Genomic DNA, 12,943 nt, shown 5'->3' on the forward strand with positions numbered 1-12,943 from the left:
CGCCCGGTTTTTTTACGCCCGTTATTTATGCCGCTTGCGTAAATTCTCAATCACGGTCGTTAAATCAAGCTGCTGATCCTGTAACAGCACCAGCAGGTGATACATCAGGTCAGAGGCTTCGTTAGTCAGCTCTTCGCGGTCGTTCACGGTTGCCGCCAGTGCCGTTTCTACTCCTTCTTCGCCCACTTTCTGCGCGATACGTTTAGTACCGCTGGCGTAAAGTTTGGCGGTGTAAGAACTTGCCGGGTCGGCCGTCTTACGCGCGGCGAGCAACTCTTCTAACTGGTAGAGGAACAACCACTGGTGGCTGGTATCGCCAAAGCAGCTGGATGTTCCCGTGTGGCACGTTGGGCCGATTGGGTTAACAAGGACCAGCAATGTGTCGTTGTCGCAATCAGGCGCTATCTTCACTACGTTAAGGAAATGGCCCGAGGTTTCACCTTTGGTCCATAAACGCCCTTTAGTGCGGGAGAAAAAAGTCACTTTGCCGCTTTCCTGCGTTTTAGCCAGCGCCGCTTTGTTCATGTAACCCAGCATCAGCACTTCGCCGGAAACCGCATGTTGCACCACGGCGGGCAGCAGTCCGTCGGTTTTTTCCCAGTCCAGTTGGGCCAGTTGTTGCTCTGTTAACATACCCTGATCTCCACGCCCTGATCTGCCAGGTACGTTTTTAATTCACCAATATTGATAATCTGCTTGTGAAACACGGAAGCTGCCAGCGCGCCGTCAACGTTCGCATCGCGGAAGGCTTCCAGAAAATGTTCCATGGTGCCCGCGCCACCAGAAGCAATCAGCGGCACGTGGCACATCGCGCGCACTTTCTTCAGTTGTTCAAGGTCATAGCCATTGCGCACGCCATCCTGGTTCATCATGTTAAGCACGATCTCCCCGGCGCCGCGCTTTTGCACTTCCTGCACCCAGTCCAGCGTTTCCCATTGCGTGACCCGGGTCCGGCTCTCATCACCGGTGTACTGATTAACGTGATATTTGCCCGTTTCGGCGTCAAACCAGGTGTCGATACCGACCACAATGCACTGTACGCCAAAGCGATCGGCCAGCCGTGTGATTAATTCCGGATCGGCCAGTGCAGGGGAGTTAATCGAAATTTTATCTGCACCGAACGAGAGAATTTTCGCCGCATCGTCAGCAGACTTAATCCCACCTGCCACACAGAAAGGAATATCAATCACTTCCGCCACGCGTGATACCCAGCTCTTATCCACTACGCGGCCATCGCTTGAGGCGGTGATATCGTAGAACACCAGCTCGTCCGCGCCTTCTTCGGCGTAGCGTTTTGCCAGCGGCACAATGTCGCCAATAATTTCGTGATTACGAAACTGTACGCCTTTCACCACCTGGCCATCACGCACGTCAAGACAAGGGATTATCCGTTTTGCCAGCATTGAATGGCCTCCTTCACCGTGAATTTACCTTCCAGCAGCGCCCGTCCGACAATCACGCCGCGCACGCCAGTACCGCGCAGGGCGGCAATATCATTTAAACCGCCAATACCGCCGGAAGACTGAAACGCTACCTGCGGCCAGCGAGCGCAAATCTCTTCATACAACGCAACGTTCGAGCCCGCGAGCGTGCCGTCTCGCGAGATGTCGGTGCACAATACATGCTTCAGGCCAACAGCAAGATAGGTTTCCACCAGCGCTTCCAGCGTCACCCCGGAGTTCTCCTGCCAGCCGCTCACCGCGACCTGCTTAGTGCCTTGTTCATCAATGCGCACATCCAGCGCCAGCACCAGCTTGTCTGCGCCAAAACGTGCAAACCAGCCTTTCACTACCTCAGGCGATTTTACCGCCGTCGAGCCGATGACCACGCGGGCAACACCGGCCGAGAGCAGGGCGGCGACGTCCTCTTCCGTGCGTACACCGCCGCCCACCTGTACCGGAACGTTCACCCCGGCAACCAGCATTTTCAGCAACGGGATCTGGCGTTTCGCCGGATCTTTCGCACCGGTTAAATCGACGAGGTGCAGCACCTGCGCGCCCTGAGCGGCGTAATCCTGCAAGCGTGGCAGCGGGTCGTTGCCATAATCGCGCTGCTGCGCGTAGTCGCCCTGATGAAGACGTACGACGGTGCCGTCAATTAAATCTAAAGCTGGAATAATCATCACATCTCCAGGAAGTTTTTCAGCAGTTGCGCACCTGCGCGGCCGGAACGTTCCGGGTGAAACTGCACACCGTAAAAATTGTCTTTCTGCACGGCAGCGGTAAACGGCTCGCCGTAATCGCAGCGGGCAATGGTGTACGCATTCACCGGCATGGCGTAGCTGTGCACAAAGTAGAAATAAGCGCCATCCTCGATGCCCTGGAACAGACGGTTGCCGGCTTTTGCGTAAACCTGGTTCCAGCCCATATGCGGCAGCGGCAGGCCAGCGTCTTTCATCTTCGGCACATCCTGTTCAATGATGCCCAACAAATCGACGCCGTGGGTCTCTTCGCTAAAGCGCCCAAGCAGTTGCATTCCCAGGCAGATGCCGAGCACCGGCTGCGTACAGGCTTTCACCAGTTCGATCAGGTCTCGCTCGCGCAGCTGATCCATCGCCGCCTGCGCGGTTCCGACACCGGGTAAAAACAGTTTGTCTGCGCGCAGCACCACATCCGGGTCGCGGCTGACTTGCGGCTCGTAACCGTGGCGCGAGACGGCGGATTTCACCGAGTTCAGATTGGCGCAGCCGGTATCGAGGATCACCACATTCATCACAGCACTCCTTTTGATGAGGGGAGCGTATCGCCTTCCACGCGGATCGCCTGGCGCAGCGTGCGGCCAAATGCTTTAAATAAACTTTCCACGCGGTGGTGGTCGTTTTTGCCTTTGGTTTTGAGATGCAGCGTCACCGCCATGGTGTAAGAGAGCGAGCGGAAGAAGTGCTCGACCATTTCGGTGCTCAAATCGCCCACGCGCTGGTAGGCAAATTCCGCTTTATATTCGAGGTGCGGACGGCCGGAGATGTCCAGCGCACAGCGAGCCAGACATTCGTCCATCGGCAACACAAAGCCAAAACGGTTGATACCACGTTTGTCGCCGAGCGCCAGTTTTAGCGCTTCCCCCAGCGCCAGCCCGGTATCTTCGACCGTGTGGTGATCGTCAATATAGAGATCGCCTTTCACCACAATTTCCATCCGAAAACCGCCATGTGTCGCAATCTGATCGAGCATATGGTCGAAGAAACCGACGCCGGTGTGGATCTTGCTACCGCCTTCGCGATCCAGCCACACTTTGACATCAATCTGTGTCTCACGGGTGTTGCGTTCAACGTGCGCATAACGATCGCGGCGCGTCAGTTGCTCACCAATCATCGCCCAGTTCAGCGTTTCAGGGTTGTATCGCAAACCGCCAATCGACATGTTGTTCGCCAGCTCAATATCAGTAGCGCGATCGCCAATCACATAGCTGTTCATGCGATCGAGCGCGTCTTCCGCCAGCCAGCGTTCCACCAGTTTCACTTTCGGCTTACGGCAGTCGCACTCATCATCTGCAAAATGCGGGCAAATCAGCACCTCTTCAAACGCAATACCCTGCGAAGTAAAGATCTGCATCATCAGGTTGTGCGGGCCATCAAAATCCGCCTGTGGGAAACTGCTGGTGCCCAGACCGTCCTGGTTGGTGATCATCACCAGTTTGTAGCCCGCTTTTTGCAGTTTCAGCAGTACCGGGATCACATTTGGCTCAAAGGCCAGCTTGTCGAATTTATCCACCTGATAATCGGTAGGCGGCTCGGTAATCAGGGTTCCGTCACGGTCAATAAACAGGTACTTCTGGCTCATACTGGCTCCGCACGTAAGGCGTCAATGACGCGCTGGCTCTCTGCACGGGTGCCAATGGTGATACGCAGGCAGCCGCTTAAAGAAGGTTGTTTGTTCTGGTCTCTCAGGATAATGCCTTGATCCCACAAAGATTTAAACACTGCGCTGGAAGCGGTCAGGCGCACAAGAATATAGTTGGTCTCTGAGTCAAACACCTGCTCCACACAGGGAATATCCCGTAGCGCGGTAACCAGATACTGGCGTTCAACCAGAATCTGCGCCACCCGCTCGCGCATCGCGACAATCCCCTGCGGGCTGAGCGCTTGCGCGGCAATATCTGCCACCGGCGTGGAGAGCGGGTAGGGGGCAATCACTTTTAACAGCAGCGCAATAACGTCTTCATTAGCAAGGGTAAAACCGCAACGCAGGCCAGCCAGCGCAAACGCTTTAGAAAGCGTACGCAGTACCACCAGATTCGGGTATTCACTGAGCCAGCCCGCCAGCGTGGCCTGCGGGCAAAACTCAATATACGCTTCATCCGCCACAACAATGGCTTTGCCGCGCGTCATCTCGAGCAAGACGCGGAAATCTTGCGGATTGATGATCTGCCCGGTGGGGTTATTCGGGCTGCAAACATAAATAACTTTGATGCCATCCAGTTTGTCGGCGATAACTTGCAGATCCAGTTGCCAGTCGGCAAGGGCCGGAACGGTACGGTATTCCACGCCCAGCGTTTCGGCGCTGACGCTGTACATGCCGTAGGTCGGCGGGCAGAACAGTACCGCGTCTTTACCCGGTTCACAAAACGCGCGGATTAGAAGTTCAATCCCTTCATCTGCGCCACGACTGACCAGCACTTGCTCCGGTTTTACGCCCGCATACTGCGCATAACTTTCGATAACCGCTTTCGGCTGGCACTCCGGGTAACGATTTAATGTTTGCTGTGTCAGTTCAAAAGGAACCGCCGTCGGGAACTCATTGGCATTCAGCCAGACGTCACCTTTACCGCCAAGACGGCGAGCCGACTGATAGGGCGTCAGTTCGCGCACGTTTTTACGCGCCAGTTCTTCAATGCTCATGCTTGCTCCTTTAGTGCGTTAACGCGCAACGTGACGGCGTTTTTGTGAGCGGTCAGGCGTTCTGCCGCCGCCAGCGTTTCAATGGTGCTGGCAAGCTGCGCAAAACCTTCCCGGGAGAGTTCCTGCACCGTCATACGTTTCTGGAAATCGGCCAGACCCAGGCTGGAACAGGTGGCGGTATACCCGTAAGTTGGCAGCACGTGGTTGGTGCCGGAGGCGTAATCGCCTGCGGATTCCGGCGACCAGTCACCGAGAAACACCGAGCCCGCGCTGGTGATGCTCTCCACCAGCGAACGGGCGTCGCGAGTCTGGATGATCAGGTGCTCCGGCCCGTATTGGTTGGAAATCGCCACGCACTGCGCTAAGTCGCGCGCCACAATCAGGCGGCTGGCAGAGAGTGCCTGGCGAGCGGTTTCGGCGCGAGGCAGCTCCGCAAGCTGGCGTTCAACCGCCTCGGCTACACGGGTGGCCATTTCGCTGTCCGGCGTCAGCAGGATCACCTGCGAGTCCGGGCCGTGTTCCGCCTGCGAAAGCAGATCGGAGGCGACAAAATCTGGCGTTGCGCCGCTGTCGGCAATCACCAGCACTTCAGAAGGACCGGCGGGCATGTCAATCGCCGCACCGTCCAGACGCTGGCTGACCTGGCGTTTGGCTTCGGTCACAAAGGCATTTCCTGGGCCAAAAATTTTATCGACCTTCGCGATCGATTCGGTGCCAAAGGCCAGCGCGGCAATCGCCTGCGCGCCACCCACTTTAAAGATCGCCTGCACGCCGCACAGCTTAGCGGCATAGAGAATTTCGTCGGCAATCGGCGGCGGTGAGCAGAGCACCACTTTCTGGCAACCGGCAATACGCGCCGGTGTGGCCAGCATTAATACGGTTGAAAACAGCGGCGCGGAGCCACCGGGAATATACAGGCCAACCGAGGCGATAGGGCGGGTAACCTGCTGGCAGCGCACGCCTGGCAGGGTTTCAACATCCACCGTTTGCAGCTTCTGCGCGGTGTGGAAGGTATCGATATTTTTCACCGCCACGGCCATCGCTTGCTTGATATCGTCACCCAGGCGCGCGCTGGCATCAGCAATTTCCTGTTCGGTGACTTTCAGCGCGTCGACCTGAGTCTTGTCGAACCTGGCGCTGTATTCACGCAGGGCGTCATCCCCGCGCGCTTTCACGTTATCCAGAATCTCAACCACGGTACGCGTGATGCTATCAGAAGCAGAGATCGCCGGGCGCATCAGCAAGTCGCGTTGCTGCGCTTCACTACAGCTATTCCAGTCGATTACGGTATTGAAGCTCATGGCATTACTCCATCATCTTCTCAATCGGCAGCACCAGAATGGAACTTGCTCCCAGCGCCTTCAGTTTTTCCATGGTTTCCCAGAACAGGGTTTCGCTGCTGACCATGTGCATTGCCACACGCTGTTGATCGCCCGCCAGCGGCAGAATGGTGGGGCGTTCAGCGCCAGGCAGCAGGGCAACGACCTCTTCCAGACGCTCGCTTGGCGCGTGCATCATGATGTATTTCGATTCGCGCGCCTGGATAACACCCTGAATACGGGTCAGCAGTTTGTCGATAAGTTGCTGTTTGGCGTCGGTCATTTCACCGTCGCGCTGGATCAGGCAGGCTTTGGAGCGGTAAATCACTTCCACTTCGCGCAGGCCATTAGCTTCGAGTGTCGCGCCGGTCGAAACCAGATCGCAAATCGCATCCGCCAGACCTGCACGCGGGGCGACTTCAACAGAACCATTTAACAGACAAGATTTAAAAGAGACGCCTTTCTGATCGAGATAGCGTTTTAACAGGTGCGGATAAGAGGTGGCGATACGTTTACCATCCAGCGCTTGCGGCCCGCTCCAGCTTTCATCCACTGGCGTTGCCAGCGACAGGCGGCAGCCGCCGAAATCGAGGCGACGCAGGGTGAAATAGCGCGGATCTTCACCCTGCGCGCGGCGGGTCAGCAACTCTTCTTCCAGCACGTTTTCGCCGATGATGCCCAAATCAACGACACCGTCCATCACAAGGCCCGGAATGTCATCATCGCGTACGCGCAGAATATCAATCGGCATATTTTCCGCCAGGGCGATCAGGCGCTGGGTGTGCAGGTTAATTTTAATCCCGCAGCGGGCCAGTAGTTCGCGTGAATCATCGCTCAGGCGGCCGGATTTCTGAATAGCTATGCGTAAACGCGAGTTGTCTAACATTCTGTTGTCCTCTTTTATCCTGCTGAATTTGGTTCAAAAAAAAGCCCCCGGAAGAAGATCTTCCGGGGGCTTTCTCTGCGTTCATGCACCACTGGAAGATCCAAACGTCTTCCAGCACACATCGCCTGAAAGACTAGTCAGGATGATGGTGATGATGGTGGTGTTTAAATTGAACGCGGGTCATAAAATTCTCGATGAATGTTTATTCATAAGTTGTCAGTTAACGTAAACCACTTTGGTCGCCGAAGGCAAGGGCTTTTTTTTATCATTAAATCATTTCATATTCGTTGTATGAATTGTCAGTTATCACTGGCTGGCGTAGCCTTAAACAGGTGGAAGCGAGAGTGCAGGGGAGAGGCATGAAAAAGGTCGCGATTATCGGATTAGGATGGCTGGGAATGCCGCTGGCACTGTCATTAACAGCGCGAGGCTGGCAAGTTACCGGCAGTAAAACCAGCCAGGATGGCGTCGAGGCGGCGCGTATGTGCGGCATCGAAAGTTATGTGCTCAACCTTGAACCAGAATTAGTCTGCGAATCGGCGGATCTGGATGCGCTGATGCAGGTCGATGCGTTAGTTATCACCCTCCCGGCGCGCCGCAGCGGCCCCGGCGAAGAGTTCTATCTGCAAGCGATGCAGGAGATTGTCGACAGCGCGCTGGCTTATCGCATACCGCGTATTATTTTTACCAGTTCCACCTCTGTTTATGGCGATGCGCCCGGTGTCATCAAAGAAACCACGCCGCGCCAGCCTGTTACCGCAAGCGGACGGGTGCTGAAAGAGCTGGAAGACTGGCTGCATAATTTGCCCGGCACATCGGTGGATATTTTACGCCTGGCAGGGCTGGTGGGACCGGCGCGCCATCCGGGGCGCTTTCTGGCCGGAAAAACCGCGCCTAACGGCCAGCACGGCGTTAATCTGGTACATCTCGAAGATGTTATCGCCGCGATTACCTTGTTGCTGCAGGCACCGAAAGGCGGACACATCTATAATCTTTGTGCGCCGGGACATCCGTCGCGCAAAAGTTTCTACACGGCAATGGCGCGACAGCTTGGCCTTACGCCGCCCACCTTCACCGCGTCGCGCAGCGATGATGAGAAGGGAAAAATCATAGACGGTAGCCGTATTTGCAATGAACTGGGCTTTGACTATCTTTATCCGGATCCGGCTCAGATGCCGCTGGCGTAATTTTTTTAGCAATTAGTGCTATTAAAATGTTTAATAATTCAGCGATAGCCTAAAATTCAAGCATTTAGATGCATAAACGGTGCAGGGTAGGCCTTACCGTATTGTCATCCTGCTTCAGGATGGTGCAAAATACGCCGCTGCAAAAAAATGAAGAGACTAGCCGACGTTAATCCGTCGGTTATTTTTTTTGCAGGCACAAACGTCATTCAATAAAAGAGGCCGGGCTTCGTACCGGATAGATACACATTTAAAAACCGACAGTCGTTGTCGCTGAGGAAATAACACAAATGGGGCAATTTTTTGCTTTTGCGCCGGCACTCGCCGTACAGGAGAATCGCCATGACGCATAACGTTACTCCAAAAACCTCTCGCGTGGAATTACGTAAGACGCTTACGTTGATTCCGGTTGTAATGATGGGCCTGGCCTATATGCAGCCAATGACGCTGTTCGATACGTTTGGTATCGTCTCTGGCCTGACCAATGGCCACGTGGCAACCGCGTATGCCTTTGCGTTGGTCGCTATCCTCTTTACTGCGCTGAGCTACGGTAAGCTGGTACGCCGCTTCCCGTCTGCTGGCTCTGCGTATACCTACGCTCAGAAATCCATCTCCCCGGCCGTCGGCTTTATGGTGGGCTGGTCATCGCTGCTGGACTATCTGTTCATGCCAATGATCAACATTCTGCTGGCGAAAATTTACTTTGAAGCGCTGGTGCCTTCGGTGCCGTCGTGGATTTTCGTGGTGGCGCTGGTGGCCTTTATGACCATCTCCAACCTGCGCAGCATCAAAACCGTGGCGAACTTCAACACCCTGATCGTTATCCTGCAAATGGGGATTGTCGCCGTCATCGTTGGTTTGATCATCTACGGTGTTTCCCACGGCGAAGGTGCTGGCACGCTGGTAAGTTCCCGCCCGTTCTGGTCTGAAGGTGCCCATGTCGTGCCGATGATCACTGGCGCGACTATCCTGTGCTTCTCGTTCCTCGGCTTTGACGGTATCTCTTCTCTTTCCGAAGAGACCAAAGATGCGGAGCGTGTGATCCCGCGCGCCATCTTCCTGACTGCGCTGATCGGCGGCATGGTATTTATCGGTGCCTCTTACTTCCTGCAACTTTACTTCCCGGACATCTCCCGCTTTAAAGAGCCGGATGCTTCTCAGCCGGAAATCATGCTGTACGTTGCGGGTAAAACATTCCAGTGGGGCGTGCTGATTTTCTCCAGCGTGACCGTGCTGGCGTCCGGTATGGCCGCGCATGCGGGCGTTTCCCGTCTGATGTACGTGATGGGACGCGATGGCGTATTCCCGACCCGTTTCTTCGGTTATATCCATCCGAAATGGCGCACTCCGGCGTGGAACGTGCTGCTGGTTGGCGCAATTGCGCTGCTGGCGATCCGTTTTGACCTGGTCACGGCCACGGCGTTGATTAACTTTGGTGCGCTGGTGGCGTTCACCTTCGTTAACTTGTCGGTGATCTCCCAGTTCTGGATCCGCGAAAAACGCAACAAGACGCTGAAAGACCATTTCAACTATCTGCTGCTGCCAGTGTGCGGTGCGCTGACGGTTGGCGCTCTGTGGATCAACCTTGAGCAAAGCTCGATGATCCTGGGGCTTATCTGGGGCGGTATCGGCCTGGTTTACCTGGCGTGTGTGACGCGCAGCTTCCGCAATCCAGTCCCGCAGTACGAAGATATCGCGCAGTAAATTTTCTTCTGCATATCTACTCAGCCGGAGCCTTGTCTCCGGCTTTTTTATATCTGTTACCTCCCTATTAATAACCCGGCGAACTAAGTTAGATAATTTCGTTATTGGTTCCGTCCATGCAGCGCGTGGAAAATTCACGATCTGGTTTTTCTGACGTAGCTACCGTTATGTTTTCAATGATATTGAGTGGATTGATTTGCGGCGCACTGCTGGGGTTTGTGATGCAGCGCGGGCGCTTCTGCCTGACCGGTGGATTTCGCGATATGTATATCGCCAAAAATAACCGGATGTTTTATGCCCTGTTGATTGCCATCGCCATTCAAAGCGTGGGTGTCTTTGCCTTAATCCAGAGCGGAGTGCTGCAATACAATGCCGGGACGTTCCCGTGGCTTGGCACTGTTGTTGGCGGGTACATTTTCGGACTGGGGATTGTCTATGCTGGCGGTTGCGCGACAGGCACCTGGTACCGTGCAGGGGAAGGGCTGATCGGGAGCTGGATTGCGCTGTTTACCTATATGGTGATGAGCGCGGTTATGCGATCCCCACATGCTGACGGCATCAATGGGTTGCTGAAAACCTACAGCACCGAACATAACTCGATTGCCGAAACCTTCGGTGTCTCTGTCTGGCCCTTTATCGCCCTGCTGCTTGCCGTCACGCTGTGGGCGGTCGCCAGAGAGCTGCGTAAGCCGAAGCTGAAGATTGCGTCATTACCGCCGCGTCGCACCGGGCTTGCGCACCTGCTGTTTGAAAAGCGCTGGCATCCTTTTGTCACTGCGGTACTTATCGGTCTAATCGCACTGCTGGCCTGGCCGCTCAGTGAAGCGACTGGTCGCATGTTTGGCCTCGGCATTACCTCACCCACCGCCAACATTTTACAGTTTCTGGTGGCGGGGCAGAGTAAGTTCCTCAACTGGGGCGTCTTCCTGGTGCTGGGGATTTTCCTGGGGTCGTTTATTGCCGCGAAAGCCAGCCGCGAGTTTCGCGTACGCGCGGCGGATGCGCAAACCACGCTGCGCAGCGGGTTTGGTGGCCTGCTGATGGGTGTGGGAGCCAGTATGGCCGGCGGTTGTTCGATTGGTAATGGTCTGGTGATGACCGCGATGATGACCTGGCAGGGCTGGGTCGGGCTGGTATTTATGATCCTTGGCGTATGGACGGCGTCATGGTTTTTATATGTCCGTCCGCAGCGCAAAGCGAAACTGGCGGCGGCTGCGGCTTAACTTACAGGAGCTGTTATGGCTGTAAAAAAACTGGACGTGGTAACGCAGGTTTGCCCGTTTCCTCTGATAGAAGCAAAAGCGGCGCTGGCGGAGATGGCCCGCGGCGATGAATTGATTATTGAGTTCGACTGCACCCAGGCGACGGAAGCTATCCCACAATGGGCGGCGGAAGAGGGCCACACCATTACGGATTACCAACAGGTTGGCGACGCCGCCTGGAGTATTACCGTGCAGAAGGCGTAAGCCGATGCCCTCCCGTTAGCGGGAGGGCACTCTCAGACAATCTCTTCGGCGTACTGCCACAGCGCTTTCAACAGCGCCTGCTTTTCACTATCGCCTTCATATTGCTGGAACAACGCCTGCAACGTTTCGGCGTATTGCTGCAAAAACTCAGGCGTGAAGACATTGCGGCGATGCGTAAGCCAGCGCTGCTGTTCGTGCTCATCCAGCGTGCCGGGGAAGTTACGCGCCCGGTAGTTAAACAGCAGTTTTTCTATGCGCGCATCGGCAAAGGTGATGTCCAGCGCGGGCAGGTTGCGCGGCTCGGTTTCCAGCAAAATTTTCATCGCGGCGCGGTCGGCATCGCTGAAAAAGCCGTTGTAGATTTGTGCGTCCACGTTCTCAGAAGGGACAAACGGTTCCGCCTCGGCGAAAATCGCCAGCACTTTCTCGCGCACCTGCGGGTTATCGCGCAGGATTTGCAGATTATCCAGGCACTGCTGGCGGTTAATACCCAGCCGCCCGGCGTCCTGCGGGCGCAGCGTATTGGCCTGCGCCAGGATCGGGCACTTATTCAGATGCACCAGTTTCACGGGCACCGCTGCGCTATCGCCGAGTTCCGCTTTCGGTGTATACAGCCTTTCGCGCAGCGCATCGGTATCCAGTTCCAGCAGCGGCGACATGTCTCCCGCCAGATCCACCATAATCACCGCGTTGCGGTTTTCCGGGTGCCAGGCCAGAGGTGCCACCCAACTGGTGTTACCGCGCCAGGCACCAAACATCCCGGAGACATGCACCAGCGGTTTCATTTGCGGCACATCGATCAGCGTTGCCAGCTTCTGCTTGTGACGATGGCTGAACAGGTAGTCGAACAGCTTCGGCTGCTTCGCTTTCACCAGTTGCGCCATGGCGATAGTGGCGTAAACATCCGCCATTGCATCGTGGGCGTTGGCATGTTCAATACCGTTGGCTTTTGTCAGGTGCTCAAGGCGGAAACTGGGCAGACCGTCTTCATTTTCCGGCCAGTTAATCCCGTCCGGGCGCAGGGCGTAGCAGGCGCGCATAACGTCCAGCAAATCCCAGCGTGAATTATGGTTTTGCCAGCTCCAGGCGTAAGGATCGTAGAAGTTGCGGTAGAAAATATTGCGCGTCACTTCGTCGTCAAAACGCACATTGTTGTAACCGAGCACACAAGTGTTCGGCACGGTGAACAGATCGTGAATACGTTTGGCGAAAGCCGCTTCGTTCTCGCCTTTGGCGCGGGCAATTTGCGGGGTGATACCGGTTATCAGTACCGCTTCCGGCTGCGGCAGATAGTCGTCCGCCGGTTTGCAATAGAAGACTTCCGGCTCGCCAATAATGTTGAAATCTGCGTCGGTGCGAATCGCGGCGAACTGCGCCGGGCGATCCAGCGCCGGGCTGGTACCGAAAGTTTCGTAATCGTGAAAGAGAAAAGTGGGCGTTGCGGCGGAATCAGACACCAGATGCTCATCCTGTCAGTAAATATGCCCTCTATGGTAAACCATCCCGGCGCGTGTGCCGAAGGAAAACCGGTCATTCTTCCGCAGACC

General features: G+C 55.6%; 14 protein-coding genes and 1 other annotated feature. Of the genes, 4 read left to right on the forward strand and 10 right to left on the reverse strand.

Annotated elements, in window-relative coordinates:
• Window positions 1–21 precede the first annotated feature (21 nt).
• From hisIE to hisL, 9 genes are all read right to left on the reverse strand, one after another.
• Entirely contained in the window at window positions 22–633 is a 612-nt protein-coding gene (hisIE, locus tag O3S68_RS02465) for a bifunctional phosphoribosyl-AMP cyclohydrolase/phosphoribosyl-ATP diphosphatase HisIE (RefSeq protein WP_097405685.1), read from the reverse strand.
• Window positions 627–1,403: an imidazole glycerol phosphate synthase subunit HisF gene (hisF, locus tag O3S68_RS02470; RefSeq protein WP_269230723.1), complete on the reverse strand. Its 777-nt coding sequence runs from the start codon at window positions 1,401–1,403 to the stop codon at window positions 627–629. The genes hisIE and hisF overlap by 7 nt, the downstream gene beginning before the upstream one ends.
• On the reverse strand, window positions 1,385–2,122 hold the full coding sequence (hisA, locus tag O3S68_RS02475; protein WP_269230724.1) for a 1-(5-phosphoribosyl)-5-[(5-phosphoribosylamino)methylideneamino]imidazole-4-carboxamide isomerase: 738 nt from the start codon (window positions 2,120–2,122) through the stop codon (window positions 1,385–1,387). Before hisA ends, hisF begins: the two co-directional genes overlap by 19 nt.
• The gene (hisH, locus tag O3S68_RS02480) at window positions 2,122–2,712 is read right to left on the reverse strand and encodes an imidazole glycerol phosphate synthase subunit HisH (protein ID WP_269230725.1); all 591 of its coding nucleotides are present in this window, start codon (window positions 2,710–2,712) and stop codon (window positions 2,122–2,124) included. Before hisH ends, hisA begins: the two co-directional genes overlap by 1 nt.
• On the reverse strand, window positions 2,712–3,779 hold the full coding sequence (gene hisB, locus O3S68_RS02485) for a bifunctional histidinol-phosphatase/imidazoleglycerol-phosphate dehydratase HisB (protein WP_045510641.1): 1,068 nt from the start codon (window positions 3,777–3,779) through the stop codon (window positions 2,712–2,714). The genes hisH and hisB overlap by 1 nt, the downstream gene beginning before the upstream one ends.
• A complete protein-coding gene (gene hisC / locus O3S68_RS02490) occupies window positions 3,776–4,837 on the reverse strand; it encodes a histidinol-phosphate transaminase (protein ID WP_269230726.1) in 1,062 nt (353 codons plus the stop codon). The genes hisB and hisC overlap by 4 nt, the downstream gene beginning before the upstream one ends.
• Window positions 4,834–6,138 (reverse strand): histidinol dehydrogenase, encoded by a 1,305-nt coding sequence (gene hisD, locus O3S68_RS02495; protein WP_045510638.1) that lies wholly within the window; start codon window positions 6,136–6,138, stop codon window positions 4,834–4,836. The genes hisC and hisD overlap by 4 nt, the downstream gene beginning before the upstream one ends.
• 4 nt (window positions 6,139–6,142) lie before the next feature.
• Window positions 6,143–7,042: an ATP phosphoribosyltransferase gene (gene hisG, locus O3S68_RS02500; RefSeq protein ID WP_020454271.1), complete on the reverse strand. Its 900-nt coding sequence runs from the start codon at window positions 7,040–7,042 to the stop codon at window positions 6,143–6,145.
• Window positions 7,043–7,077: 35 nt separating this feature from the next.
• Window positions 7,078–7,200: a sequence feature (His leader region), on the reverse strand.
• Window positions 7,176–7,226 (reverse strand): his operon leader peptide, encoded by a 51-nt coding sequence (hisL, locus tag O3S68_RS02505; protein ID WP_001364200.1) that lies wholly within the window; start codon window positions 7,224–7,226, stop codon window positions 7,176–7,178. It overlaps the preceding feature by 25 nt.
• Window positions 7,227–7,401: 175 nt before the next feature.
• On the opposite strand from hisL, the gene O3S68_RS02510 reads away from it, so the two are divergent.
• The 4 genes from O3S68_RS02510 (at window position 7,402) to tsuB (ending at window position 11,396) form a co-directional block, all read left to right on the forward strand.
• Window positions 7,402–8,229: an SDR family oxidoreductase gene (locus tag O3S68_RS02510; protein WP_269230727.1), complete on the forward strand. Its 828-nt coding sequence runs from the start codon at window positions 7,402–7,404 to the stop codon at window positions 8,227–8,229.
• Between the two features lie 339 nt (window positions 8,230–8,568).
• Window positions 8,569–9,930: an APC family permease gene (locus O3S68_RS02515; protein ID WP_269230728.1), complete on the forward strand. Its 1,362-nt coding sequence runs from the start codon at window positions 8,569–8,571 to the stop codon at window positions 9,928–9,930.
• Between the two features lie 167 nt (window positions 9,931–10,097).
• Window positions 10,098–11,153, forward strand: a complete 1,056-nt coding sequence (gene tsuA, locus O3S68_RS02520; protein ID WP_045510820.1) for a thiosulfate utilization transporter TsuA/YeeE — start codon at window positions 10,098–10,100, stop codon at window positions 11,151–11,153.
• Between the two features lie 15 nt (window positions 11,154–11,168).
• Entirely contained in the window at window positions 11,169–11,396 is a 228-nt protein-coding gene (gene tsuB / locus O3S68_RS02525; protein ID WP_020454267.1) for a thiosulfate utilization sulfurtransferase TsuB/YeeD, read from the forward strand.
• Between the two features lie 32 nt (window positions 11,397–11,428).
• On the opposite strand, the gene sbcB is transcribed toward tsuB, so the two are convergent.
• Entirely contained in the window at window positions 11,429–12,853 is a 1,425-nt protein-coding gene (gene sbcB, locus O3S68_RS02530; protein WP_097405691.1) for an exodeoxyribonuclease I, read from the reverse strand.
• Window positions 12,854–12,943: the final 90 nt, after the last annotated feature.

The organism is Kosakonia sp. SOY2 (genome assembly GCF_027109175.1).
Classification (GTDB): domain Bacteria; phylum Pseudomonadota; class Gammaproteobacteria; order Enterobacterales; family Enterobacteriaceae; genus Kosakonia.